Origin of the sequence: Sinorhizobium prairiense (assembly GCF_029201645.2) — a bacterium.
GTDB lineage: Bacteria > Pseudomonadota > Alphaproteobacteria > Rhizobiales > Rhizobiaceae > Sinorhizobium > Sinorhizobium meliloti_A.
Genome location: NZ_CP104132.1, coordinates 583,329 through 609,722 on the forward strand (window position 1 = coordinate 583,329; position 26,394 = coordinate 609,722).

The following is a 26,394-nucleotide window of genomic DNA, read 5'->3' on the forward strand; positions in this document are numbered from 1 at the left end:
GGAGGCGACAATGACCGACCTGGCATTGCCATCCGTAAGATCGCCCGGCGCCCTGCGGCAGCTCGCAATCTATCTCACCCGGGACAAGCTGGCGCTCTGCGCAGCCGTCTTTCTCTTCGTGCTCATCGTCTGCGTGCTTGTCGGACCGCTCTTCGTCGGCGAACTTGCGGGCAAGCTCGGGCTCAGGCAACGCAACCTGCCGCCCTTCGCACTGGAACACGGGTTCATCTACATTCTGGGAGCCGATACGCTCGGGCGGCCTATCCTGGCGCGGCTGATCGTCGGGGCGCAGAACACGCTCGGCATCGCGGCCGCTGCCGTCTTCTGCTCCATGGCTTTAGGCGGCATTCTCGGCCTTGCCGCCGGCTATTCGGAGCGCTGGTACAGCCACGTCATCCTGCGCCTGGCCGATGTGGTGATGAGCTTTCCCTCGCTGCTGCTGGCGCTCATCGTGCTCTATACGCTCGGTCCCAGCATGACGAACCTGGTGATCGTGCTGGCGATTACCCGCATGCCCATCTTCATCCGCACCGCACGGGCCGAAGTGCTCGAACTGCGCGAACGCATGTTCGTCAGTGCCGCGCGCTCCATGGGCGCGAGCACCGGACGCATCCTGTTCCGTCATATCGCACCGCTCGTGCTGCCGACGCTGGTAACGATAGCCGCGATCGATTTCGCTACCGTCATCCTGGCCGAATCCTCCTTGAGTTTCCTCGGGCTTGGCATCCAGCCTCCGGATTTCACCTGGGGCGCCATGGTGGCCAACGGCCGCGGTTATCTGAAGACGGCGTGGTGGATCGCTTTCTGGCCGGGACTCGCCATCCTGCTGACGACGCTTTCCCTGAACATTCTCGCCAGCTGGGCCCGGACCGTCGCCGATCCGCTGCAGCGCTGGCGTCTGCAATCGCTGCGAAAGGCTCCGCGATGAACGCGCCGGACAAACCCATATTGCGGATCGACAAACTCACGGTCGACTTCCTGTCCGAAGGCGACCCCGTGCGTGCCGTCGACGACGTCTCGTTCGACGTCTGCCCGGGGGAAACCCTCGTCATCCTGGGCGAGAGCGGATCGGGAAAGAGCGTCAGCACCGGAACGGTGATGGGGCTGATCGATTGCCCGCCGGGCGACATCGTCTCGGGCTCGCTGGTGTTCGACGGGACGGATCTTTCCCGCCTCGATGACGAAGGCCGGCGTGAACTGAACGGCCGCCGCATCGCCATGATCTTCCAGGATCCGCTGGCCTATCTCAACCCGGTCTATACTGTCGGCAGGCAGATCGCCGAGGTTTTCGAGAGCCATGGCGGAGGCGAGGGGGTGCGGTGCGCGACAAGGTCGTTCGGCTGCTCGAACGGGTCGGAATTCCTGAAGCCGACGAGCGGATCGACTATTATCCGCACCAGTTCTCGGGCGGACAGAGGCAGCGCGTGATGATCGCCATGGCGATCGCGCTGAAGCCGGACATCCTGATCGCCGACGAGCCGACCACGGCACTCGACGTCAGCGTTCAGGCACAAATCCTCGAACTCCTGCGGGACCTGCAGCGCGAGACCGGCATGGCGCTGATCATGATCACCCACGATCTCGAGGTCGCCGCGGCCATGGCGGATCGGATCATCGTGATGAATGGCGGCAAGGTGGTGGAGAGCGGCAAGGCCGAGGACGTGTTTACCAATCCGAGCCACGCCTATACCCGCCGGCTGATGTCGGCCGTGCCCCGTGCCGACGCGCCGAAAGCGTCTCGGAATGCCGCACAGGGCGAGGTCCTGCTGCAGGTCGCCCATTTAAGCAAGCATTACAAGCTGGGGTCCGGTCCGTTCTCGCCCAAGCGGGAGTTCAAGGCCGTGGACGACGTCAGTTTCACGCTTCGGCGCGGGGAAACGGTCGGTATCGTTGGCGAGTCCGGTTCGGGTAAATCGAGCATTGCACGCATGCTGCTGAGACTGAACGAACCCACGTCGGGCGCGGCACTCTTTGCCGGCGAGGACATTTTCAAGCTCAAGGGCAGGGCGCTCGACGGTTTCCGCCGAAGGGTGCAGATGGTGTTCCAGGATCCGTTCGGGTCGATGAATCCGCGCATGAACGTCCGCTCGATCATTTCCGAACCCTGGGCGATCCACCGGGACATTCTGCCGCGTGAACGCTGGAACGACCGTGTCGTGGAGCTGCTGGAGCTTGTCGGCCTGAAGGCGGAGCATGCCGAACGGCATCCGCATCAGTTTTCCGGCGGGCAGCGGCAACGCATCGCCATTGCCCGGGCACTCGCCAGTGAACCCGAGCTGATCGTCTGCGACGAGGCGGTTTCGGCGCTCGACGTGTCGATTCAGATGCAGGTCATCGAGCTTCTGGTCGATCTCCGCCAGCGCCTCGGCCTCTCCTACGTCTTCATTACCCACGATCTGCCCATCGTGCGCCAATTCGCCGACCGGATCCTGGTGATGCAGCGCGGCAGGATCGTCGAGGAAGGCGAGACGGAAGCCCTTTTCGTCTCACCTCGGCATGAATACACGCAAGCTCTGCTGCGGGCCGTTCCGCAGCCGAAGTGGCTACGGATCGATCCGCCGCCGATCGCGGGGTAGAGCATTTCCGGGAAAATTTGAAACGGCTTTCCGGTCGGATTCGGTCGAATACTCAGGTGCGCTCTGTCCCCGAGCACTTGACTCATGTCTGCAGCAGTGAATATAACGCACTAACCAGTTACATCATTAACCGCAGTGCAGCTGCTGTTTCGACCGATGACCGGGGAGGGATCGATGAGAGTGTTCGGCATGCAGCATATCGGCTTCACCGTGCCGCATCTGGAGGAGGCGGTTCGCTTCTTCGAAGCTGCCTTCGGCGCCGTGACGTGTTTGGAGACAGCACGCATCGAAGCGGACGACGCCTTCATGCAGAGAAGGCTCGGCGTGCCTGCCGGCTGCAGGATCGAGAACATAAAGGTTCTTCGAATCGGCAACGGCACCAATCTCGAACTTTTTCAATATTCGGGCGAGGAAGGCCGCGACGAGCCATTGAAGCGCAACAGTCAACCCGGCGGCTTTCATCTGGCGTTTGAGGTGGATGACTGCCACGCGGCCGCGGATCGGCTGCGCCAGGCGGGCGTCGACGTGCTGGAGGGGCCGACTTTCGTGGATGCCGGCGCGATGCAGGGCCTCACCTGGCTCTACCTGCGTGCGCCGTGGGGGCAGTTCCTCGAACTCGTAAGCATGAACGGTGCGCTGGGGTATGAGCGGGCCGGTGGGCCGAAGCAGTGGTCCCCGGTAACGGGAGAGTGATTTCATCATCCATCGCAAGAACGCCGTCTCCGGCGGAAAGGAGTGCGCTTGCCCCACGAGATAACGATCCCTGCGAAGCAGACGTTCCGACTCGACCGGTATGAGGACTTGCCGCTAAACTTCGGCGAAGTCCGCGGGCGGACGCTTTGTACTCTGGTCAGCCCCGGCACCGAACTCGGCTGGGCGAATGGCGATGTTTTTCCAATTCGGCCCGGCTACTCTGCTGTTTTCGAGGTGGAAGATGTGGCGGACGGCGTGGTTGGTGTTCTGCCCGGTGAACTGCGTTTCGCGATGGGCATGCACCGAAGCACTCAGACGCATATGGCGCGGGACACGGTTCCATTGCCGGCCGGCATGAGGCCCGAGATCGCCGTTCTCTCGCGCCTCATGGGCGTGTCGCTCACGACCCTCATGACGACGAAGGCCCGGCCTGGCGATCACGTCGCCGTCACTGGAGCCGGCCCGGTCGGTCTTCTCGCGGCGCAGCTCTTCAAGATTTCCGGTTACCGCGTTACCGTCGTCGATCCGGATCCGCTGAGAAGGGCGCAACTCGCCAGTTGCGGCATCTCCGATTGCCGCGAGCGTGTCCCGCTTCAGTCGTCGCTTCAAGGGCAGGTCGCGCTCGTTCTCGATTGTTCCGGCCACGAAGAGGCCGTGCTCGACGCATGCCGCATCGTTCGCCGCCTGGGCGAGGTCGTCCTGGTTGGCGTTCCATGGCGCAAGCTGACCGAGATCTCCGCGCATGAGGTTCTGCACGCGGTTTTCTTCAACCTTATAACCCTGCGGTCGGGCTGGGAATGGGAATTGCCGGTTCACGCGCATGCATTCGAGTGGGAGGAACTGCTGGGCGGTTACAATAACGCGGGTCACAGCGTCTTCGGAGGGTTCGCCCGGGCGCTCGACTGGCTGGCGGAAGGAAGAATTGAACTCGATGGACTGCTGCGCCGCGTTTCTCCGGCCGATCCTGCTTCTCTTTACGCAGACATTGCCGCAAGACGTATGGACGAACCGTTCATCGTCCTTGATTGGACCGATCTCGACCGACCGGACTGAAGGTATCGTGATCTAAGCGCAGACCATGCGCATGATGGTCTCTATGTTGAATTGAACGCGCTCTTCGAGCGCGTCTTTCGCCATCAGGTCACGCTCGAAAACGATCGAACCGGTGAAGCGGTTGGTGATGTAGTAATAGCCGATGGCCGCGATGGTGAGGTTCAGTTGCACCGGGTCGATTCCCGGCCGGAAAACCCCCTCGGAAACGCCCCGCTCCAGCAGCTCCTTGACCATGCCGACGAATTTTCGACTGGTTGCACGGACCACCTGGGACTTCTTCAAGTGCTTGGCACGATGAAGGTTCTCGCTGTTGACCAGCGTTATGAACTCCGGGTGCTTCAGATAGTATTCCCAGGTGAAACGTACGAGCCTCTCAAGGGCGGCCTTGGGTTCAAGGTCATTGAGGTTGAGCTTTTGTTCCGCGGTCCGGATCCCGTTATAGGCGTCTTCGAGAACGGTCTGGAAGAGGTGGTCCTTGCCGTCGAAGTAGTGATAAATCATCCGCTTGTTGGCGTTTGCCTTCTCGGCGATCACGTCCACCCTGGCGCCCCCCAATCCGTTTTTCGCGAATTCTTTCTTCGCGGCCTCGAGGATGCGCGCCTTGGTTGCTTCGGCATCGCGCAGCCGCGGTTTCCCGGCTGCTTTCGCTTTCTGTGCACTCGTCGTTCTCAAGGTCTGACCTTCACGCGTTCATAGCTTGTGTTGCCCGACTCATACACGCCCGCCGGTATAGCCGTCAAAGCCGCCTGCCGAGATGTTCGCTTCATGAAAATACACGAAAACCCTTGACTCTTGCAACGCTAAACAAGTAACTAGTTAGTGCGTTAATGGCAATGGCCGCGGAAGAAGGATGTGGGCGGGGAATGATCCTTCTCCTCCATGAAGCTGTCGGTGCCGGACACTCAACTGCATTGGGAGGAATGCGAATGTCGACATTCATCAAGAACTTCATCGAGCGTGAGACGATCAGCCGTCGCCACTTTCTGCTTGCCTCGGCCGCAGGTTTGGGGGCAGCGGCCCTGCCAAACCCGTTTGGCGGCGGCGCGCGCGCTGCATTGACGGATCCCGCTGTCGCCTGGAGCTATCGCGACCGCGCTTCGGCCTATTGGAACTCGGTCGTTTCCGGCGGCGAAGCGTTCGTTGAATCGCTCGGCAAGCCGAAGAGCGCGCTCGTAAGCCTGATCAACGAAGGGTCCTCCGAGAAATCTCTAGCGGACATCAAGGCCTTCCTTGCCAAGAACAATGGAAATTGCGCCCTCGCCTGCGATGCCAATGACAGCCCGAACGCGCGGCCGATCGTCGAGGCAGTGTCGGCTGCGGGCGGCTACATAGCCACGATCTGGAACAAGACCGATGATCTCCATCCATGGGATTTCGGCGACAACTACGTGTCGCACATGACCTGGTCGGACGAGAAGCCCGCCGAAGAAACCGCACGCATCCTGTTCGAAGCCATGGGCGGCGAGGGCGGGGTCGTCCACCTGGGCGGCATTGCCGCCAACAACCCTGCGGTCGAGCGGCTCAACGGCCTCAAGAATGCACTGAAGGACTTTCCCAACATCGAACTGCTCGATGCGCAGCCGGCGGACTGGGACACGCAGAAAGGCGCGGCACTGATGTCATCCTTCCTGACCCGCTACGGGGACAGGATCAAGGGAGTGCATTGCGCCAACGACAACATCGCCTACGGCGTCATCGAGGCGCTGCGCGCCGAAGGCATCGAGGGCATGCCGATCGTGTCCTATGACGGCAATCCCGAAGCGGTGCAGATGGTCATAGACGGCCAGCTGCTCGCGACGGTCTTCACCAATCCGCACTGGGGCGGTGGCATCACCTCGGCGCTCGCCTACCATGCGGCAATCGGCAGCTTCAAGCCGTCGGAAGAGCCGAAAGAGCATCGCGAGTTCTACGGACCGACCGTCCTGGTCAGCAAGAAGGATGCCGAGGAGTTCAAGGCCAAGTATCTGGATTCGGTTCCGAAATACGATTGGGCCGACTTCTGGGGGCCTTCCAACGGACAGATTCAGTATCGGTCCTGACGCTTTTTCAGGGGACGGCGCGCAGCCGACCGTCCCCCGTTATCTTTATCCGAGACCATGCGAAAGGTGCCCATCGTGACCCGGCCCATATCGCGCGAGACCCTGATCAAATGGGCGCCCCTTCTGGTGCTCGTCGCGCTTGTGATCTTCTTTACGGTTTTAAACCCGACATTCTTCTCGGCCCGCAACTTCGCGCGCATCGCCATCGCATCCGCCCCCGCCTTGATGGTGGCCCTGGGCGTGACTTTCATCATCATCATGGGCTCGATCGACCTTTCCATGGAAGGTGTCATCTCGCTTACGGCCGTGCTCTTCTCCTTTGCCTTCATAAAGCTCGGCGGCACCTTGCTGGGCACGGCGTGGCTCGCCCTTCCGCTGGTTCTGATCATAGGCGGGCTCATAGGCTTCCTGAACGGCCTGATCCACGTCAAACTGCGGGTACCCTCGTTCATGGCGAGCCTCGCCATGGGTTTCGTCGGAACCGGCGCCGCAATTCTGGTCACGGGCGGCGACATAGTGCGGGTCAGCGATCCGGCGTTCCGCGGCCTCTTGACCGTCAGATGGCTTGGCTTCCCGCTAATGGTGTACGTGGCCGCCGTATTCCTGATCGTCGCCTGGTTCATCCAGGAACACACAAGGCTCGGCCGCAACTTCTATGCGGTCGGCGGCGGAGAAGAACTGGCGCATGCCTCGGGCCTCGACGTCAGCCGCGTGCGCATCGCCGGCTTTGCGCTTGCAGGCATGTTTTACGCGATTGCGGCAGTCCTCGTCGTCGCACGCATCGGGCAAGCGGAGTCCGTCACGGGTTCCAATTTCATGTTCGTATCGATCACCTCAGTCGTCGTCGGAGGGGTGGCCCTGTGGGGCGGCATCGGCGGCGTGTGGAACGCGCTGATCGGCGTCCTTATCGTCGGCGTCATCAACAACGGCATGGTGGTCATCGGTCTGCCGGATTTCCTTCAGGACGGCGTTCTGGGCCTCCTCGTCATCCTTGCCGTCGTGTTGTCGACCGATCGCAAGCTTGTCTCTTTCGTGAAGTGAGGGTGAGCCCATGTACGAGCTGAAGTCCCTCGATAAGAAGTTCCCCGGCGTTCATGCGCTGAAGGCGATCGACTTCCATATTAAACGCGGCGAGATCGTCGGGCTGGTGGGAGAGAACGGCGCGGGAAAATCCACCCTGATGAAGGTGATCTATGGCGCCTACCAGCCCGATGGCGGGCAGATCCTCATCAACGGCGATGCCGTGCGCTTCGCAAACCCCCGCCAGGCGATGGAAAAGGGGATCGGGATGGTGTTTCAGGAGCAGTCCCTGATCCCCAACCTCACTGTGATGGAGAACATTTTCCTCGGCTACGAGCAGCAGTTCGTCCGCCTCGGCGTCATCAACTGGAAGGAGATGGCCAAGGCCGCGAAAGCACAGCTTGCGAAGGTCAAGCTGGACATCGATCCTTCAACGGTCACGTCGAAGCTGTCCTTCGCCCAGCGCCAGCTGGTCGAACTCGCAAAGGTCCTCACACTCGAAGAGCGGGTCGACGGCGATCTCGTCATCCTCCTCGACGAGCCCACCTCGGTCCTGTCCAAGGACGAAGTGCAACTCCTGTTCAAGCTCGTGCGCGAGCTCGTGACCCGTGCCTCCTTCATATTCGTCTCGCACCGAATGGACGAGGTGATGGAGCTTTCGGACCGGATCTACGTGATGAAGGACGGCCAGGTGGTCGACGTCGTCGAGCGGGGCGGGCGCGGAGCCGATGCCGAATCGATCCAGCACAAGATGGTCGGGCGGAACGTCGACAAGCAATATTACCGGGAGCAGCTTCAAAAGCCCTACGATCCCTCGAGAGTTCCTGGTCGAAATGTCCGGCATCGACCTGCCGGGCCGCACGAGGGACATCTCGCTCAGGCTTCACGCCGGTGAGGTCCTGTGCCTCGTCGGAACCGAAGGCTCGGGCCGGGAAGCAATATTGCGCGCAATCTACGGCATGCTCAGCCCCACCGGCGGACGCCTGAAGATCAAGGGACAGGAGGTGAAGACATATTCGCCGCGTCAATCGGTCGGCCTCGGTGTCGGATATGTTCCGCGCGAGCGCAAGATCGAGGGCATCGTGGCGGGTATGAATGTCTACGAGAACATGACCCTCTCGCAGATGAAGAAGCATTCGACGGCAAGCGTTCTGCAGGTCGGAAAGGAGCGCGCGCTGGCGCGGGAGTGGATCAGGAAGCTCTCCATCAAGGCCCATTCCGAGCTCGCCGATTGTGGCAATCTTTCAGGCGGCAATCAGCAGAAGGTCGTTCTCGCCAAATGGCGCTCCGCTGGCGCCGATATCATGCTCCTCGATCACCCGACGCGAGGTCTCGACATCGGGGCGAAGGAGGACGTCTATGAAATGATCCGCGCCATGAACGATGCCGGCGTCGGGATCGTCCTGGTGGCCGACACGCTCGAAGAAGCGATTGGCCTCTCCCATACGATCGTCGTCGTCAAGGATGGCAGTATCCAGAAACGGTTCGATTGCGCGCCCGGCGCGAAGCCCTCCCTCTATGACCTCCTGCATTACATGATCTGAGGATAAGATGGACCTACAACACCTCAAACCGCACCTGCCCTGGATCACGCTCACGGTGCTCGTCGCCATCGTCGGGATGGCCGATCCCGGTTTTCTCAAGCCGCAAAACCTCATGAGCCTCGCAGGCGACATCGTGCCGCTCTTCATCATGGCGCTCGGCCTGACCTTCGCCATCTATATCGGAGGCATCGACCTGTCGGCCCAGTCCATGGCCAACATGGTGACCGTGATTGCCTCGGTCTACCTTGCATCGATGGGAGCCTGGGTGGCCCTTCTCTGCGTGGTTGCGGGTTTTCTGCTGGGCACCTTGTCCGGCTACATCACTACGAGACTTTACGTTCCGTCCTTCATTTCCACCCTTGCCGTGGGCGGCGTCGCCTTTTCGGTCGCGCAATGGCTGTCCGGCCAGCGCGCGCTGAACATGGACGCGGCGCAACGCAACGAGACCTTCGGCTGGATGATCGGCCGGACGTGGGGGGTGCCGAACGAGCTCCTCATCGCTGCAGTGCTCCTCGTCGTCTGCCTCTTCATCGAGCGCCGGACCATTCTCGGACGGGCGCTGAAGGCCGTCGGCGCAGGCGAGCTCGCCGCCGCCGCATCGGGCTTGAACGTGGCCCGCTATAAAATACTGGCCTTTGCGATTTCCGGTGCGCTCGCGGCGATTGCCGGCCTCCTGTTCGCAGTCAAGCTTTCGGGCGGAGCGCCGACGATCGCCAACGGTTTCCTGCTGCCGGCGATCGTCGCCGTTCTCGTTGGCGGAACTCCGCTGACGGGCGGAGTGGGTGGGGTCCTCAACACAGTTATCGGCACCCTGATCGTAGCGGTCATTCGCGCCTCGATGCTCTATTTCGAGATCGATGCGACACAACAGCAAATGGTCTTCGGCATCGTCCTCATCGGCGCCATCGCCCTGACGATCGACCGGGCCAAGCTCAGGACGGTGAAGTAGGAGAGAAGGATGGCGACGATGAAAGCTGCCGTTCTCGTGGAGCCGCGCCGGTTTGAAGTCAGAGAAGTCGGCATTCCCGAGATCGGTCCGGCCGACGTCCTGATCCGCGTAAGGCGGGCGGGCATATGCGGTACCGACCTCCACATCTTCAACGGCCATTACGCGGCCGATCGGTTGCCGATGGTGCCCGGGCACGAGTTCTGCGGGACGATCGCAGAGGTTGGCGAAAGCGTGACGCACCTAAAGACCGGGATGCGTGTGGTCGCGGACATCAATATTGGTTGCGGCAACTGCTACTGGTGCCGGCGCAACGAAGTTCTGAACTGCGGCGAAGTGGAGCAGGTCGGGATCGGGCGCGATGGAGCCTTTGCGCAATATGTGGCGCTTCCCGGTCGTCTGGTCCTCCCGGTTCCGGATGGAGTGCCTGAAGCCGTTCTGGCGCTCGTCGAACCGGTCGCCTGCGTCGTCCGGGCGGCGCGCAAGGCCGGTGCGGCCTTCGGTCGGTCGGGAGTGGTTCTGGGAGCAGGCCCCATCGGCAACCTGCATGTCCAGATGATGCGCCTTGTCGGCATGGCTCCGATCATCGTTGCGGATCTATCGAGCGAGCGCTGCCGCATGGCGGTCGAGGCGGGCGCGGATGCTGCGGTATCGGAACCCGCGGCGCTCAGGAGCAGGGTGCTTGAGATGACGGGCGGACGCGGCGCAGATATCGTCGTCGAAAGCGTCGGCAGCCCGAAGCTCTATCGTCAGGCCTTCGACCTGGTCCGCAAGGGCGGTCATGTGGCTTTCTTCGGGATTACCCCGCCAGGCGAAACCGTTCCGATCGAGATACTCAGGACCGTACTCGAGGAAAACAGCCTCAAGGGTTCGGTTGCGGGAATGGGGGAGGACATGCATGACGCGCTGACGCTTCTGTCCCATGGCAGGTTCCGAACCGAGGCTTTTACCGCTGCTCACTTTCCGCTCGAGCGCATTCAGGAGGCCTTCGAAACGGTTTCGGCAAGAACCGAGCACCTCAAGACCCAGATCCTGCTGGACGCTTAGAGCGGGATGAGGAAAGTGTGCGCGGTTTTCCGCCCGCATCCCGCTCTGAATTCGATCACGGTCACGACATTAGGTCGGCCGGACCTAAAACCATCGTGGTCGAGCGCGCAGCTAATACAAGTTTCCGTTTAGTTACTAAAATAGAGAGGCACCCGATGGACCAGCTGAACAACTTCCTTCTCCTCCGGCCGCCCCGCGGGATTTCGGTTTCTTCGTGGATGGCAAATGGCAAAACGGTCATGACCTCTTCGTGCGGCACTCGCCAGGACATGGTATTGCGGTCACCCGCACCGCAAAATGCAGCGTCGACGACCTGCATTCCGCAGTCGCCGGCGCACGCCGGGCTTTCGAGGACCGGCGTTGGTCCGGTCTCCCGGGGGGCTCTCGTGCGTCGGTATTGCTGCGGGTGGCCGAGATCCTGCGCACCCGTCGCGATGAACTCGCCTATTGGGAGGCGCTGGAAAACGGCAAACCGATCACCCAGGCGCGCGGCGAGATCGACCACTGCATCGCCTGCTTTGAAGTAGGCGCGGGTGCGGCCCGCCTTCTGCACGGCGACAGCTTCAATTCGCTCGGAGACGGATTGTTCGGCATGGTTCTGCGCGAGCCGATCGGGGTCGTCGGGCTCATCACGCCATGGAACTTTCCTTTCCTGATCCTGTGCGAGCGCGTTCCCTTCATTCTCGCATCGGGTTGCACGATGGTCGTGAAGCCGTCGGAGGTGACTTCCGCGACGACTCTCATCCTTGCCGATGTGCTCGCCGAAGCCGGACTGCCCGACGGCGTGTATAACGTGATCACCGGCTCGGGTCGGACGATCGGTCAGGCCATGAGTGAGCATCCCGACATCGACATGCTGTCGTTCACGGGTTCCACCGCCGTTGGGCGTTCCTGCGTGCATGCGGCCGCCGACAGTAATTTCAAGAAGCTCGGTCTGGAGCTTGGAGGCAAGAACCCGATCATCGTCTTTGCCGACTCCGATCTAGAGGATGCGGCCGATGGCGCAGCTTTCGGCATCAGCTTCAATACGGGGCAATGCTGCGTGTCTTCATCCCGCTTGATCGTCGAGCGGTCGGTGGCGCACGAATTCGAAGCGCTGCTTGCCGAGAAGATGAAACGGATACGCGTCGGAGACCCGCTGGACGAGACGACTCAGGTCGGCGCGATCACGACCGAAGCGCAGAATACGACCATTCTCGATTATATCGCCAAGGGCAAAACGGAAGGAGCGGAGCTCGTGACCGGGGGGCCGCCGTCGATCTCGGTCGCGGGCAATACATCGCGCCCACGCTGTTTTCGGGCGTATCGCGCGACATGGCGATTGCGCGTGACGAAATCTTCGGGCCGGTGCTTTGCTCGATGACCTTCGACACGGTCGAGCAGGCGGTCGAGCTGGCAAACGACACGGTTTACGGACTGGCTGCAAGCGTCTGGACCAAGAATATCGACAAGGCCCTGACCGTCACGCGACGCGTTCGAGCGGGCCGCTTTTGGGTCAATACCATGATGGCCGGCGGGCCGGAGATGCCGCTCGGAGGCTTCAAGCAGTCCGGCTGGGGCCGCGAGGCCGGCATGTACGGAGTCGAGGAATATACGCAGGTGAAATCGGTCCATGTCGAGATCGGCAAGCGCACGCATTGGATTGCCTGATGATGGAAGGTTTCGATTACGTCATCGTCGGCGGCGGATCGTCCGGCTGCGTTCTGGCCGCCCGCCTTTCCGAGAACCCTTCGGTGCGCGTCTGCCTCATCGAGGCAGGCGGCCGCGATCGTCACCCGTTGATCCACATGCCGGTCGGCTTCGCGAAGATGACTGCGGGGCCGATGACCTGGGGCCTGACGACCGCCCCGCAGAAACATGCAAACAACCGCGAGATTCCCTATGCCCAGGCGAGAGTGCTTGGCGGCGGCTCCTCGATCAATGCCGAGGTCTATACGCGCGGCCACCCGCGGGACTATGACCGCTGGGTGGAAGAGGGGGCCGACGGCTGGAGCTTTCAGGAGGTGAAGCCTTACTTCCTGCGGTCCGAGGGCAATACGATCCTTTCCGGCGAGTGGCACGGGACGGACGGTCCTCTCGGAGTCTCCAACCTTCCCGATCCGCAACCGATGACACGGGCTTTCGTCCAGAGCTGCCAGGAGCTCGGCATCCCCTATAATCCCGACTTCAACGGGCCGGTCCAGGAAGGCGCGGGGGTCTACCAGACGACGATCCGCAACAGCCGCCGCTGCTCGGCCGCCGTCGGATATCTGCGGCCGGCGCTCGCGCGAAAGAACCTCACGCTCATCACGGGTGCGCTTGTCCTTCGCATCGTGTTCCAGGGCCGCCGCGCTGTCGGAGTCGAATATTCGACCGGGAGCGCCGCGAAGATCGCCCGGGCGGAGAGCGAGGTACTCGTCACCTCGGGTGCGATCGGAACGCCCAAGCTCATGATGCTTTCAGGGGTCGGCCCGGCCGCCTCCCTGCAGAGCCACGGTATCGACGTCGTGCAGGATATGGCGGGGGTCGGCCAGAACCTCCACGATCACTTCGGCGTGGACATCGTTGCCGAGCTGAAGGGGCATGACAGTCTCGACAAGTACAACAAGCTCCACTGGATGTTCTTGGCGGGGATCGAGTACGCGCTTTTCAAATCCGGGCCGGTCGCCTCCAACGTTGTTGAGGGTGGAGCCTTCTGGTACGGTGATCGGGCAAGCCCCTATCCCGACCTCCAGTTCCACTTCCTTGCGGGGGCGGGAGCCGAGGCCGGAGTGCCGAGCGTTCCAAAGGGTTCCTCCGGGGTGACCTTGAACTCCTACACGGTCCGGCCGAAGTCACGGGGTTCCGTGACCCTTCGCTCTGCCGACCCCCGCGCCCTGCCGATCGTCGACCCGAACTTCCTCGAGGATCCGGACGATCTCAGGATCTCGGTCGAAGGCATCAGGATCAGCAGGGAAATTTTCGGGCAGCCGTCGCTGCAGAAATACATCAGGACAATCCGCTTCCCCGACGAGAACGTCAGGACGCAGGCCGACTTCGAGGCCTATGCGCGGCAATACGGACGGACGTCCTATCACCCGACATGCACCTGCAAGATGGGTCGCGACGATATGTCGGTGGTCGATCCGCAGCTCCGCGTCCATGGCCTTGATGGCATCCGCATCTGCGACAGTTCGGTGATGCCCAGTCTCGTGGGCTCCAATACCAATGCGGCTACCATCATGATCGGCGAGAAGGCGGCCGATCTGATCCGGGTAACATTTGACCGCGAGGCAGTAATGGAGGGATCCCGACACAGTTTGACAAATGTGCTACTGAGTAGAGGGTGGGCAGAGGATTTCAGTCTATTGTCAAATCGTCGATCTCGCTGACCGATCAACAAGATGCGTTCGCCCGTTCGTTGGTAGAGAGCGGCCTGTATCCAGCCTGAATTCCGTCCTCCAGCAGGGCTTCGAACTGCTTCGTCAAAAGACGGAAGCGGAGACCGTCGAGGCGTCAGCGCTTCGCGAAGTGATCCAGCGTCGATTAACAGGACCGATGATTTCTGGCACGGAAATGGAAGGCCGCGTCGCGGCGATGATTGAGCGGAAGCGACGGATTGTTCGGATGCCGAACGCGATTTCGAGCTGATCTTCGATCATCTGTTCGACGCTTATGTCTAACTTGGAGATCCGCCTGGCGAGGCGTTGGAGCGTAGCGCTGAACGCATCCGCAAACTGCGCCTCGAATTCGATCGTCTCGTGGATACGCCTTATATCGGGCCTTTGCAGCCCGATATTCATTCCGGGATCCGGATTCTTCGGCGGGACAAGATGGCAATTTGGTTTCTACCGGTTGACGCCACTTACTGGGTGTTTCCGGCGTCCGGACCGTGCGGAGGAAGCGGGTGACCTACCGGTCCCAGTCCGGAACCCACGGCAACATCCCGGCCTTCAGAATCCGATAGTTGGTCGCGTTCATCGCGCCGATCCGCTTCATGTCTTCCGGCGAAAGGACGAAATCCACGATCTCGAAGTTCGCCCTGATGTTCTCCGGCTTTGTCGACATGGTATTCATGGACACACCCTTTTGAAAGATCCAACGAAGGACCGCCTGGGCAGCCGTCTTGCCGTATCTCGCACCGACCTCGGCGAAGACCGCATGTTTGAACACCTCGCCCCTGGCCACCGAACAGTAGGAGGACAGTGGGATCTTCGTCTCTTCTGCTGCGTCGAGCAGCCGGCTCTGGTCGATGAGCGGGTGGAATTCGACCTGGTTGGTCACCAGCGGCGCCTCTATGATCGACTGTGCGTCGCGCATCATCCGGGCCGTGTAGTTGGAGATCCCTATATTGCGGGCGAGTCCGATGTGGAAAGCCTTCTGTAGCAGACGCAGGGATTGAGCGTTCTCACCACCAATTGCCGGCCAATGCAGCATCAGGACGTCGACCTGATCCACACGCAAGGCTTTCAGGCTCGCCTCGATCGAAGGCAGAAATTTCTCTTCGGAATAGTTGTCGGGGTGCACCTTGGTGGTGATGCAGAACTCGCTCCGATCAACGCCACTCTCGGCAAGCGCTTCCCCCGTTTCGGCCTCGTTGCCGTACATCTGTGCAGTGTCGAAGGCGCGGTAGCCGACCATGATGGCCTCGTGAATGGCCGCCTTCAACGGCTCGCCCTTCAGTGGGTAGGTGCCGAAACCTCTCTGATAACTCTTCTCGAAATAAACGCTCATCGGTCCTCCCATTGATTGGCCCAGTAAAATGAGGAGCTGAGGAAATGCCCTCTTGCCTCCGCGGCTTGTCATGCTTAAGCTATAACTGGTTAGTTACTTACGCAACAAGAAAAGGACCCCTGGCATGGCAAAAATGATGACCGCACACGAGGCCGCCGGGCTGGTCAAAGATGGGGCGGTGCTGGCGGTCAATTCGTCGTCCGGCCTGTGTTGTCCCGATGAGGTTTTGAGGGCACTCGGAGAGCGGTTCGAGTCGGAGGGACATCCGCGCGGACTGACGTCGGTTCACCCCATCGCCGCCGGAGATTTCTTCGGGACGAAGGGGGTCGATCACATCGCCAGGCCAGGCATGCTGAAGAAGATCATCGGCGGTTCGTATCCTTCCGGTCCGAGCAGTGCCGAACCGCCGCTTATCTGGCAGATGATTTTGAAGGAAGAGGTGGCGGCTTGGAACGTGCCCTCCGGCATCGTCTTCGACATGCTGAGGGAAGGTGCCGCGAAACGCCCCGGCGTGCTGACCAAGGTCGGCATCGACACCTTCGTCGATCCCGAGCAGGAAGGCTGCGCCATGAACGCCGCAGCGCGGGCCGAGCCGATCGTCAGGCGCGTGCGCTTTGCCGACGACGACTGGCTGCATTTTCCGCCCATTCAGCCCGATGTCGCGATCATCCGCGCGACGACCTCCGACGAGAGAGGCAACCTGACCTTCGAGCACGAAGGTGCGACGCTCGGCGCGATGGAGATGGCGCTTGCGGCGCGCAATTCGGGTGGGATCGTCATAGCCCAGGTGAAAAGGGTCGCGGCCGAGGGAACGATGCGTCCTCACGACGTGCGCGTTCCGGGGATACTCGTCGATGTCATCGTCGAAGCGCCCGATCAATTGCAGACGACTGCGACCGCTTACGATCCCGCGATATCCGGGGAACTGTTCCGCCCGCTTCATACGTTCCGCACGCCGGCGCTGGACCCCGGCAAGGTGATCGCCCGCCGGGTGGCGCAGGAACTCAAGGCCGGCTGGGCGGTCAATATCGGGTTCGGTATTTCGGCAAACGTCCCGCGCGTGCTGATCGAAGAAGGGCATCACGGCAAGATCACCTGGGTGATCGAGCAGGGCGCCGTGGGCGGCGTGCCGCTGCTCGATTTCAAATTCGGCTGTGCGTCGAACGCCGAGGCTTTCGTCGCCTCGCCGCATCAGTTCTGTTATTTCCAGGCGGGCGGGTTCGATTGCTCTTTGCTGTCATTTCTTGAAATCGACGCCGAAGGTTCGGTGAACGTCAGCCGTCTCGCAGCGACACCCCACCGCACGGCCGGCGCAGGCGGCTTCGTCGACATCACCGCGCGCGCAAGGAAGATCGTTTTCTCGGGCAATTTCAACGCGGGCGCGAAAATGCTTGTCGAGGACGGACGGCTCGTCATCGACAAGGAAGGACGAGTTGCGAAGATCGTCCCGAAAGTCGATCAGGTCAGTTTTTCCGGCCGGCGTGCACGCATTCAAGGGCAGGATGTCACCTATGTCACCGAACGCTGCGTGATGAAGCTCGAGCCCGATGGGCTCGTTGTCAGCGAGGTTGCCCCCGGTTTGGACTTGAGGAGGGACGTTCTCGATCAGGCAGCGACGCCCCTGCGGGTAGCCGACGGCCTCAAGGAAATGGACAAAGCCCTGTTTCATTCAACCGCAATGGGGTTAGACCTGTGAGCGAGCCGGTTCGACTGAAGATCGAGGAAGGTGTCGCCTGGCTGACGATCAGCCGGCCGGACAAGCTGAATGCGCTTAACGGCGAGATGGTCGATGCAATCGTCCCGGCCTGTCGCGAAATCGAGCGTTCCGCGGCGAAGGTGGCGATACTGACCGGTGAGGGGGAGCGTTCGTTTTGCGCCGGAGGTGACATCGATGCCTGGAGCAATGCTTCGCCCGAGTCCTTCGGCCGCCATTGGGTGCGTGACGGCCATGCGGCCTTCGATGCTCTGGCCCGGCTCGCGGTTCCGCTGATCGCGGTGTTGAACGGGCACACATTCAGGGGTGGGCTCGAGCTCGCCGCCTGCGCCGATCTCCGGATCGCCGAGGCACATGTCAGGATAGGCCAGCCGGAGACGGGGCTCGGAATAATTCCCGGCTGGTCGGGCACGCAACGCGCGGTGCGAAGGTTCGGTCCGCAGCTCGTGCGGCGCATGGCGCTCTTCGGGCATGTCTATAACGCTGAGGAGGCGCTCGCCCTTGGATTGGTGGATCAGGTGGTCGCAACGGGCGAGGGGCGCGCCGCCGCGGAAAGCGCAGCTGCAGGCGTAATGAAGCGATCGGCGCGCGCGACCGAACTCACGAAAATGCTCATCAACGCAGCGGAGAAGGAAGAAAACGAGCGGGTCGTCGAAGCCTTGGCGGGTGCCGTGGCCGCGGCGTCCGACGACCTGCAGGAAGGCCTGTCGGCCTTCCGCGAGAGGCGGCCGGCGCGGTTCGGCTCATGAGCTGGAGTTTTCATGTCACCTGACGATCGGGACTTTCTTTCGGAATTGTTCGACGCGGCCGTGCGGGCGGCAGACCCGAAGCTTGCGCTTCGCACCCGATTGCCGGAGCCGCCGCGCGGGCGCACCGTTGTGGTTGGGGCGGGCAAGGGCGCGGCCCAACTGGCGGCGGCATTCGAGAGCCTTTGGGGCGGCCCGCTCGAAGGCGTCGTCGTCACCCGCTACGGCTATGCCGTTCCCTGCGATCGGATAAGGGTGATCGAGGCGGCCCATCCGGTTCCCGACCGAAACGGACTTGTCGCCTCGCGCGCGCTCTTCGAAGCTGTGCGCGGGCTGACGGCGGATGACCTCGTCGTTGCTCTTTTCTGTGGAGGAGGCTCGGCCCTGCTGCCTTGCCCGCCCGAAGAACTCGCTTTCGAAGATGAAATCGCCCTGAACCGGGCGCTGCTCGCAAGCGGCGCACCGATATCCGTGATGAACGCAATCCGCAAGCAGGTTTCAGGCATAAAGGGAGGGCGGCTCGCCGCCGCCTGCCACCCGGCCAAAGTGATGAGCTTCATCGTTTCCGACGTCCCGGGCGATGACCCGGCACAGGTCGCATCGGGACCCACGGTTCCCGACGCGACGGACCGCGCTACGGCCCGCGCAATGGTGGATGCCTGGCGAATCGAACTGCCCGAGAGGCTCGTCGATTGGCTGAAGGGCGAGAACGGGACGGCCCCGTCGCCGAACGATCCCGTCTTTGCGGGCCACGAGGCCCAGGTTATCGCCTCGGCGCGGCTTTCGTTGGAGGCTGCCGCGGCTCGGGCCGAAGCACGGGGAATGCCTGCCATCATCCTGTCGGACGCGATCGAAGGAGAGGCGCGCGACGTCGGCAAAGTCCACGCCGCAATCGCGCGCGAAGTGGCCTTGCGCAACCGCCCCTTCGAGCGTCCCGTGGTTCTGCTGTCGGGCGGTGAAACGACGGTGACGCTTCGCGGGCATGGAAGGGGAGGGCGCAATACCGAATTCCTTCTTTCGCTCGCGATCGCAGCCGAAGGCCTGCCCTTCGCGTCACTTGCGGCAGATAGCGACGGAATCGACGGTTCGGAGAACAATGCGGGAGCATTTGCAGACGGAAGCAGCGTGACGCGCTTGCGCGCACTCGGCATAGACCCGGTCGCATTGCTTTCGGGCAACGACGCCTGGACTGCGTTCAATTGCCTCGAAGATCTGTTCGTGCCTGGGCCCACAGGTACCAATGTGAATGACTTCAGGGCGATTCTGGTACGGTGAAAGGCGGCTACCCTCCTCCGAGCCAGTGCATGCGCGCAGCCTCTCCAAACGTTATCCTCGGCGTCAAAGCCCGAGGATGACGGTCGGAAAGGGCCCGCTCACTTGAATCGCTTCATACGGGCGTCGGAGCATCCTCGCGCAGGAGCCCCTTGGACTTGAGTTCCGCCCAGAACCCAGCGGGAATCGGGTGGCTGAACCAGGAAAGGTTCTGGCGCAGTTGTTCGATCGTCCGTGTGCCGGCCATGAAGGAGGGAACGGCAGGGTGCGCGACCACGAATTGGAGTGCGGCTGCCCCAAGGGGCACGTCATGTGTCCTGCACACCGCCTCGATCCGCGCCACCTTTTCCAATATGGCTGTCGGCGCCGGTGCGTAATTGTATTTCGCTCCCTCCCTTGCCCCCGTCGCCAGAATTCCTGAGTTGAAGCCTCCGCCGACGACCACGGCTGCGCCTCGCTCTTCGCAAAGAGGCAGGAATTCCTCGAGTGCGTCCTGTTCGAGAAGCGTATAGCGCCCGGCAAGTAGGAAGCAGTCGAAATCCCGCTGCCTCAACGCCTCGTGGCACACCTCCCATTCGTTGACACCGACCCCGATCGCCTTGACCAGGCCTTCCGACCGGAGTTTATCGAGCGCTCGCCAGGTCCCGTCCATGGCCTGCCCGAAGACTTCGGGCTGTTCGCTTCCCCGCGTGAAAACGTCGATGTCGTGAATGAAGCAGATGTCCATCCGTTCCAGGCCCAGCCTCTGCAGGCTGTCCTCGAAGGAGCGCATCGTGCCGTCATAGCTGTAGTCGAAGCGCATGCTGAAGGGCGCCGCGTTCACCCATGGGGCAAAGTCGATCGTCGATCGCTTGGCGGGCGTCAGCAGCCGGCCGACTTTCGATGAAAGCACGTATTCGTCCCTGTTCTTCCAGCGCAGGCCATGGCCGGTGCGAAGCTCGGCCAGGCCATGCCCGTACATGGGTGCGGTATCGAAGAAGCGGACGCCCGCGTCCCAGGCGAGCTGGAACATGGACTGCGACGCCTCTTCATCGATCTCACGGAAAATGTTTCCGAGCGGCGCTGTCCCGAACCCGAACGCGGTGACGTCTAGGTCCACGCGGCCGAACTTCCGTTTCTCTCCCGGGTGCATGCACAAACCTCCTCATGTAAGTAACCAGATGGTGCATAATATGCGCGGCTAGGGCCAGCGCGCAAGTCTCGTCGTGATGCGATCGGCGATTTTCCGACTTGACCGACTGCCGCATCCCGATGTATGTAACTGGATAGTTACTGAAATCGGGATAAGTCCATGTATCTAACGGAAATACAGGAGCAGGTACGCGACATGGCGCGCGCATTTGCCGATGAAGTGATCCGACCGATGGCGGAGTCGCTCGACCGCGAGGAACGTTTCCCGGCAGAGCTCTACGGAGAAATGGCGAAGCTCGGACTATTCGGTATCGGCGTTCCCGAACCCCTCGGCGGACCGGGTTTCGACACGCTGACCTATGCGGTCGTGATGGAGGAACTCAGCCGCGGTTATGCGTCGGTTGCCGACCAGTGCGGCCTGGTAGAGCTGATATCCACGCTGCTCGTCCGTCACGGGACCGATGATCAGCAACGCATGCTCCCCGACGTCCTGAACATGCGCGCCAAAGTCGCCTATTGCATCACCGAACCTGAGGCCGGAACCGACGTATCGGGCATCCGGACGACGGCGGAACGCGACGGCGACGGCTGGATGCTGAACGGCGGCAAAATCTGGATCCACAACGCGCCCGTTGCCGATGTCGGGTTCGTGCTGGCGAGGACCGACAAGGAGGCCGGCAACCGCGGCATGTCGATCTTTATCGTGGATCTCAATTCCGCAGGGGTCGAGAGAGGTCCGAAAGAGCACAAGATGGGCCAGAGAGCCAGCCAGGTGGGAGCGTTGACCTTCACCGATGTGCGCCTGCCCGGTGGTGCTTTGCTGGGTCAGGAGGGGCGCGGGTTTCACATGATGATGTCCGTTCTCGACAAAGGCCGCGTGGGCATCGCCTCGCTCGCCGTCGGCATCGCGCAGGCGGGGCTGGAGGCGGCGGTAGACTATGCCGGTACGCGCAAGCAGTTCGGCAAGGCCATTTCCGATTTCCAGGGCGTGCAATGGCTGCTCGCCGACATGGCAAAGGACATCGAGGCCGCGCGTCTTCTTGTCCATTCGGCCGCCTCCAAGATCGACCGGGGCCTTGACGCGACGAAGGCCTGCTCCATCGCCAAATGTTTCGCCGGAGACATGGCCGTTCAGCGCACCGCCGACGCGGTGCAGGTTTTCGGCGGGTCGGGCTATATCCGCGGCTTCGAGGTCGAGCGGCTCTATCGCGACGCAAAGATCACGCAGATCTACGAAGGCACGAACCAGATCCAGCGGATGATCATTGCGCGTGAACTTCTGAAGAAGGGGGCAAGGGCGTGATTGCTTCGACCGCGAAACCCGTGGCACTGGTGACGGGCTCGTCCCGCGGTATCGGCCTTGCCGCTGCGGAAGCTCTGGCGCGGGAAGGGTTCTCCGTCGCAATCAACGGACTGTCGGCCGACGACGAATTGGCGGCCGCTGCCGCACGCGTCTCCAGCGACGGCGCACGGGTGATCGCGGCTGCCTTCGACGTCGCAGACTTGGCTGCTCACGAAGCCGCGCTTACGAAGATCGAGGCGGAGCTCGGCCCGCTCACGACGCTCGTCAACAATGCGGGGGTGGGCGTGCTGAAGCGCGGCGACCTTCTCGAGGTGACGGAAGAGAGCTGGGACCGTTGCCTCAGGGTGAATGCCAAGGCGATGTTCTTTCTGAGCCAGGCTTTCGCGCGCCGACTTCTGGCTCGGGAGCGAAGCCCGCTTTTCCACTCGATCGTCAACGTCACTTCGTCGAATTCCGTGGCGGTCGCCGTTCAGCGCTCGGAATATTGCGCCTCCAAGGCGGCGGCGTCGATGGTTTCCAAGGCGCTTGCGGTCCGTCTCGGGCGGGAAAACGTCGCAGTTTATGACGTCCAGCCCGGTCTGATCGCCACCGAAATGACCGCTCCGGTGATCGACTCCTATCGCGAGCGCGCGGAGCAGGGGCTGACGCTTTTTCCGCGCGTCGGAGAGCCCGAGGAGGTCGGGGCCGTGATCGCCTCGCTCGCCTCCGGCAGGCTCCCCTACACGACAGGACAGACGATCTCGGCAGATGCCGGCATGCTCCTTCCGCGATTTTGAGGTCTCCAATGAAAATTGCTCTTCCCGACACCGAAGGCAGACTGGCCGAATACGGCCTTTCAGGCAAAGCGATAGCAGGCGCGGCCCTCGGTTCCGATCCTGCTCGTGTCGTCTATTCCGCCGCCCATGTCGTGGCAGACCCGTTCACCGCCAACGAGCCCTCAGGACGGGCAACCGTCGACTGGCCAAAGACGCTGGAGTTCCGCCGCTATCTTGCGGGGCTGGGGCTCGGGATCGCCGAGGCCATGGACACGGCCCAGCGCGGCATGGGCCTGGACTGGGCGGGCGCCCTGGAACTCATTCGCCGCACAAAAGCCGAGCTGCCGGACGCGCTGATTGCAAACGGCTGCGGGACCGATCATCTGGACCTTTCCAAGTCCCACAGCATCGACGACGTGAGACGTGCCTATCTCGATCAGGTCGAAGCGGTGCAGAAGCTGGGCGGGCGGATCATCCTCATGGCGTCGAGGGCGCTGGTTCGGGCGGCCAGGGGGCCGGACGATTACATCAGGGTCTATTCCGACGTGCTCGATGCCTGTGATCACCCGGTCATCCTGCACTGGCTAGGAGACATGTTCGACCCGCAGCTTGCCGGGTATTGGGGTAGCGAGACATTCGAGCCCGCGATGCAGACGGCATTGGCGGTCATCGAAGCGAACGTCCGCAAGGTTGACGGCATAAAGATCTCCCTGCTCGACAAGGACAAAGAAATAGCGATGCGCCGGCTGCTGCCGGCGGACGTCAAGATGTACACCGGAGACGATTTCAACTACCCGGAACTCATTGAAGGCGACGAGCAGGGTTTTTCGCATGCACTTCTCGGCATCTTCGATCCGCTGGCGCCGGCTGCCGCTTTTGCGGTGCAGAGACTTGGCGAAGGCGACGTTGCCGCGTTCCGCGCGACATTGGATCCGACAGTGCCGCTGGCACGGCTGATCTTCCGGGAGCCGACCCAATACTACAAGACGGGCGTGGTCTTCCTGGCCTGGCTGAACGGCTTCCAGGACCACTTCGTGATGCTGAACGGCGCGCAGGCGATGCGGCCGCTTCCTTATTTCACCGAGGTTTTCCGCCTAGCGGATCAATGCGGTCTCCTTCGCGATCCGGAAGTGGCCGTCACCCGCATGAAGCGTCTCCTCGCAGTCTACGGGGTGTGAGATGAGGGACTTCTCTTCGGATCACTCGGCCCTTGCACTGAACACGGCAAGCCTCGGCCACAACCTCGAGGGCCGCGGTGCGGGCTGGACTAGCGAACAGGTCATCGATGCCTGTGCCGAGCGCGGCTTCGGGAGCATCGTGTTCTGGCGGCGCGAAATCGGCGCACGCGCCGTGGAGATCGGCGAACGGGTTCGTTCCGCCGGGCTTGCCGTGGCGGGTCTGTGCCGGACGCCCTTTCTGGTAGGCACCCAGGCGACGGATGTCGAAAGCGTCATGGGCGACTTCAAGAGGTCGATCGACATGGCCGCAGCCTTGGGGGCTCCGGTCTTAACGATTGTCGTCGGAGGCGTGCATCCGGGGACCAAAGGGATTGCCGAAAGCCTGAAGATCGTTGCGGACCGCGTTGCCGAGGCCGCTCCCTGCGCACAGGCAAGCGGCGTGAAACTGGCTCTGGAACCGCTCAATCCCGTCTACGCCGGCAACCGCTCCTGCCTCACGACGCTTCGCGATGCCGTGGACCTTTGCGATCGCATAGCTGCCCCGAATGTCGGCATAGCCGTGGATGTCTACCATGTCTGGTGGGACACGGAGCTTGAACGGCAGTTGAACCGTGCCGGCGCCGAGCGAATATATGGCTATCATCTCTGCGACTGGCTCGCCGAAACCAACGACGTGCTTCTCGACCGCGGCATGATGGGCGACGGCGTCGCCGATCTCAAGACGATCCGTTCATTCGTTGAAAGCGCCGGCTATCGCGGCCCTTGCGAGGTCGAAATCTTTTCCGCGAACGACTGGTGGAAGCGCGATCCCGGCGAGGTGCTGGACGTGATGGTCGAGCGTTTCCGCAACTGTTGCTGACAGAGAGTAGGAATCCATGAAAATACTTGTGACGGTGAAACGGGTCGTCGACTACAACGTCAAGATCCGGGTCAAAGCGGATGGAACGGGCGTCGAGCTTGCCAATGTGAAGATGTCGATGAACCCCTTCGACGAGATCTCGGTCGAAGAGGCGCTGCGGCTGAAGGAAGCCGGCAAGGCGAGTGAAGTGGTGGTCGTGTCGATCGGCCCGGCCAAGGCGGAAGAGACGCTCAGGACTGCGCTCGCCATGGGCGCCGACCGGGCGATCCTGGTCGAGACCGAGGACCAGGTCGAGCCGCTCGCTGTGGCCAAGATCGTCAAGGGCGTCGCCGAGGCCGAACAGCCGGGGCTGATCATCGTCGGCAAGCAGGCGATCGACGACGATTCGAACCAGACCGGCCAGATGCTGTCGGCATTGCTCGGCTGGGCCCAGGGCACCTTTGCCTCCAAGGTCGAGATCGGCGACGGCAAGGTCAACGTCACCCGCGAGGTCGACGGCGGCCTGCAGACGGTCGAACTGAAGCTGCCGGCGGTCGTCACCACCGATCTGCGCCTCAACGAGCCGCGCTATGCCTCGCTGCCGAACATCATGAAGGCGAAGAAGAAGCCGCTCGACAAGAAGAGCCCGGCCGATTTCGGCGTCGACACGGCGCCGCGGTTGAAAGTCTTGAAGACCGAAGAGCCCTCCGGCCGCAAGGCCGGCGTCAAGGTGAAGACGGTCGCCGAGCTCGTCGACAAGCTCAAGACCGAAGCCGGCGTGCTTTAAGTTCATGCGTCCGGAAAGCGGACACCGGCTTCCGGACAAACGCATGAACCACTTCAGACTCATGAGCTCCGATCCGGAACGGATCGTTGAGCTCGATCGAAAGGGAGAATTCTACCATGGCCATTCTGCTTCTGGCTGACCACGACAACAGCCACCTTTCCGACCAGACGGCGAAGGCGCTGACGGCGGCAACGAAGATCGCCAGTGGGACCGGAACCGACGTGCATGTGCTGGTTGCCGGCCAGAACGTCAAAGGGATTGCCGAGCAAGCCTCCAAGCTTTCGAGCGTCGCCAAGGTGCTGGTCGCCGAGGACGCCTCGCTCGCCAACAATCTCGCCGAGCCGCTGGCCGCGCTGATCGTTTCGCTCGCCGGCAATTGCGACACCGTCGTTGCCGCCGCCACCTCGGTCGGCAAGAACGTCATGCCGCGGGTCGCAGCCCTTCTCGACGTCGCCCAGGTTTCGGAGATCATCGAGGTCGTCTCGCCCGATACCTTCAAACGGCCGATCTATGCCGGCAACGCCATCCAGACGGTGCAGACGAGCGAGCCGAAGAAGGTGATCACCGTGCGCACCGCCTCCTTTGCCGCTGCTCAAGAAGGCGGCTCGGCCCCGGTCGAGACGGTTGCCGCCGCGGCAAATCCCGGCCTTTCCGCCCATGTTTCCGATGCGCTGTCGTCCTCCGACCGGCCGGAGCTGACCTCGGCGAAGATCATCATCTCCGGCGGCCGGGCGCTCGGCTCCTCGGAGAAGTTCAAGGAAGTCATCCTCCCGGTTGCCGACAAGCTCGGGGCCGCCGTCGGCGCCTCACGCGCCGCCGTCGATGCCGGTTATGCGCCGAACGACTGGCAGGTCGGCCAGACCGGCAAGGTGGTCGCCCCCGACCTCTACATCGCCTGCGGCATTTCCGGTGCGATCCAGCACCTCGCCGGCATGAAGGACAGCAAGGTGATCGTCGCCATCAACAAGGACGAGGAAGCGCCGATCTTCCAGGTCGCCGACTACGGCCTCGTCGCCGATCTCTTCGACGTCCTGCCGGAACTCGAAAAGGCGATGTGATG

20 protein-coding genes and 5 pseudogenes are annotated in these 26,394 nt (G+C 62.2%); 22 read left to right on the plus strand and 3 right to left on the minus strand.

Annotated elements, in window-relative coordinates:
• Positions 1-10: 10 nt before the first annotated feature.
• The 4 genes and pseudogenes from N0Q91_RS22420 (at position 11) to N0Q91_RS22435 (ending at position 4,322) form a co-directional block, all read left to right on the plus strand.
• On the plus strand, positions 11-928 hold the full coding sequence (locus N0Q91_RS22420) for an ABC transporter permease (protein ID WP_100673310.1): 918 nt from the start codon (positions 11-13) through the stop codon (positions 926-928).
• A pseudogene (locus tag N0Q91_RS22425) lies at positions 925-2,576 on the plus strand (ABC transporter ATP-binding protein). Before N0Q91_RS22420 ends, N0Q91_RS22425 begins: the two are co-directional and overlap by 4 nt.
• Before the next feature lie 174 nt (positions 2,577-2,750).
• Positions 2,751-3,269 carry a VOC family protein gene (locus N0Q91_RS22430; RefSeq protein ID WP_275598278.1) on the plus strand — a complete coding sequence of 173 codons (519 nt, stop codon included), beginning with the start codon at positions 2,751-2,753 and terminating at the stop codon, positions 3,267-3,269.
• 48 nt (positions 3,270-3,317) lie between these two features.
• Entirely contained in the window at positions 3,318-4,322 is a 1,005-nt protein-coding gene (locus N0Q91_RS22435) for a zinc-binding dehydrogenase (protein WP_275598279.1), read from the plus strand.
• A gap of 12 nt (positions 4,323-4,334) precedes the next feature.
• Here the strand turns inward: N0Q91_RS22435 and N0Q91_RS22440 are convergent, their stop codons facing one another.
• Positions 4,335-4,994 carry a TetR/AcrR family transcriptional regulator gene (locus N0Q91_RS22440; protein WP_102763191.1) on the minus strand — a complete coding sequence of 220 codons (660 nt, stop codon included), beginning with the start codon at positions 4,992-4,994 and terminating at the stop codon, positions 4,335-4,337.
• 254 nt (positions 4,995-5,248) lie between these two features.
• Here N0Q91_RS22440 and N0Q91_RS22445 point away from each other — a divergent pair, with 254 nt between their 5' ends.
• From N0Q91_RS22445 to N0Q91_RS22485, 9 genes and pseudogenes are all read left to right on the plus strand, one after another.
• Positions 5,249-6,361, plus strand: a complete 1,113-nt coding sequence (locus N0Q91_RS22445) for a sugar ABC transporter substrate-binding protein (RefSeq protein ID WP_275598280.1) — start codon at positions 5,249-5,251, stop codon at positions 6,359-6,361.
• Positions 6,362-6,436: 75 nt separating this feature from the next.
• Positions 6,437-7,402, plus strand: coding sequence for an ABC transporter permease (locus N0Q91_RS22450; protein WP_275598281.1), 966 nt, complete (start codon positions 6,437-6,439; stop codon positions 7,400-7,402).
• Positions 7,403-7,412: 10 nt separating this feature from the next.
• A pseudogene (locus N0Q91_RS22455) lies at positions 7,413-8,925 on the plus strand (sugar ABC transporter ATP-binding protein).
• Between the two features lie 7 nt (positions 8,926-8,932).
• Complete coding sequence (locus N0Q91_RS22460) at positions 8,933-9,874, plus strand: ABC transporter permease (RefSeq protein ID WP_275598282.1); 942 nt, start codon at positions 8,933-8,935, stop codon at positions 9,872-9,874.
• A 9-nt stretch (positions 9,875-9,883) separates the two neighbouring features.
• The gene (locus tag N0Q91_RS22465; protein WP_275598283.1) at positions 9,884-10,918 is read left to right on the plus strand and encodes a zinc-dependent alcohol dehydrogenase; all 1,035 of its coding nucleotides are present in this window, start codon (positions 9,884-9,886) and stop codon (positions 10,916-10,918) included.
• A 250-nt stretch (positions 10,919-11,168) separates the two neighbouring features.
• Positions 11,169-12,568, plus strand: a pseudogene (locus tag N0Q91_RS22470) (aldehyde dehydrogenase family protein).
• Entirely contained in the window at positions 12,568-14,268 is a 1,701-nt protein-coding gene (locus N0Q91_RS22475) for a GMC family oxidoreductase (protein ID WP_275598284.1), read from the plus strand. Before N0Q91_RS22470 ends, N0Q91_RS22475 begins: the two are co-directional and overlap by 1 nt.
• Positions 14,244-14,527: pseudogene (locus tag N0Q91_RS22480) on the plus strand (ribbon-helix-helix domain-containing protein). The gene N0Q91_RS22475 and the pseudogene N0Q91_RS22480 overlap by 25 nt, the downstream one beginning before the upstream one ends.
• Positions 14,524-14,787 (plus strand): annotated as a pseudogene (locus N0Q91_RS22485) (type II toxin-antitoxin system RelE/ParE family toxin). Before N0Q91_RS22480 ends, N0Q91_RS22485 begins: the two co-directional pseudogenes overlap by 4 nt.
• A 1-nt stretch (position 14,788) precedes the next feature.
• Here the strand turns inward: N0Q91_RS22485 and N0Q91_RS22490 are convergent.
• Complete coding sequence (locus N0Q91_RS22490; RefSeq protein ID WP_248446592.1) at positions 14,789-15,610, minus strand: aldo/keto reductase; 822 nt, start codon at positions 15,608-15,610, stop codon at positions 14,789-14,791.
• A gap of 124 nt (positions 15,611-15,734) precedes the next feature.
• Between N0Q91_RS22490 and N0Q91_RS22495 the strand changes: the two genes are divergently transcribed.
• From N0Q91_RS22495 to N0Q91_RS22505, 3 genes are read left to right on the plus strand one after another with little or no spacing between them, the layout of a single operon-like run.
• The gene (locus tag N0Q91_RS22495; protein ID WP_275598285.1) at positions 15,735-17,306 is read left to right on the plus strand and encodes an acyl CoA:acetate/3-ketoacid CoA transferase; all 1,572 of its coding nucleotides are present in this window, start codon (positions 15,735-15,737) and stop codon (positions 17,304-17,306) included.
• Complete coding sequence (locus N0Q91_RS22500) at positions 17,303-18,073, plus strand: enoyl-CoA hydratase/isomerase family protein (protein ID WP_275598286.1); 771 nt, start codon at positions 17,303-17,305, stop codon at positions 18,071-18,073. The genes N0Q91_RS22495 and N0Q91_RS22500 overlap by 4 nt, the downstream gene beginning before the upstream one ends.
• 12 nt (positions 18,074-18,085) lie before the next feature.
• On the plus strand, positions 18,086-19,345 hold the full coding sequence (locus N0Q91_RS22505) for a glycerate kinase type-2 family protein (RefSeq protein ID WP_275598287.1): 1,260 nt from the start codon (positions 18,086-18,088) through the stop codon (positions 19,343-19,345).
• Positions 19,346-19,457: 112 nt separating this feature from the next.
• On the opposite strand, the gene N0Q91_RS22510 is transcribed toward N0Q91_RS22505, so the two are convergent.
• Complete coding sequence (locus N0Q91_RS22510; protein ID WP_275598288.1) at positions 19,458-20,474, minus strand: aldo/keto reductase; 1,017 nt, start codon at positions 20,472-20,474, stop codon at positions 19,458-19,460.
• Positions 20,475-20,633: 159 nt separating this feature from the next.
• Here N0Q91_RS22510 and N0Q91_RS22515 point away from each other — a divergent pair, with 159 nt between their 5' ends.
• The 6 genes from N0Q91_RS22515 (at position 20,634) to N0Q91_RS22540 (ending at position 26,392) form a co-directional block, all read left to right on the plus strand.
• On the plus strand, positions 20,634-21,776 hold the full coding sequence (locus N0Q91_RS22515) for an acyl-CoA dehydrogenase family protein (protein WP_275598289.1): 1,143 nt from the start codon (positions 20,634-20,636) through the stop codon (positions 21,774-21,776).
• Positions 21,776-22,552: a 3-ketoacyl-ACP reductase gene (locus N0Q91_RS22520; RefSeq protein ID WP_375341892.1), complete on the plus strand. Its 777-nt coding sequence runs from the start codon at positions 21,776-21,778 to the stop codon at positions 22,550-22,552. The genes N0Q91_RS22515 and N0Q91_RS22520 overlap by 1 nt, the downstream gene beginning before the upstream one ends.
• An 8-nt stretch (positions 22,553-22,560) precedes the next feature.
• Positions 22,561-23,709: a dihydrodipicolinate synthase family protein gene (locus N0Q91_RS22525; RefSeq protein ID WP_275598291.1), complete on the plus strand. Its 1,149-nt coding sequence runs from the start codon at positions 22,561-22,563 to the stop codon at positions 23,707-23,709.
• 1 nt (position 23,710) lies between these two features.
• The gene (locus tag N0Q91_RS22530) at positions 23,711-24,568 is read left to right on the plus strand and encodes a sugar phosphate isomerase/epimerase family protein (RefSeq protein WP_275598292.1); all 858 of its coding nucleotides are present in this window, start codon (positions 23,711-23,713) and stop codon (positions 24,566-24,568) included.
• 16 nt (positions 24,569-24,584) lie between these two features.
• Positions 24,585-25,334 (plus strand): electron transfer flavoprotein subunit beta/FixA family protein, encoded by a 750-nt coding sequence (locus N0Q91_RS22535; protein WP_275598293.1) that lies wholly within the window; start codon positions 24,585-24,587, stop codon positions 25,332-25,334.
• 116 nt (positions 25,335-25,450) lie between these two features.
• Complete coding sequence (locus tag N0Q91_RS22540; RefSeq protein WP_275598294.1) at positions 25,451-26,392, plus strand: electron transfer flavoprotein subunit alpha/FixB family protein; 942 nt, start codon at positions 25,451-25,453, stop codon at positions 26,390-26,392.
• Positions 26,393-26,394: the final 2 nt, after the last annotated feature.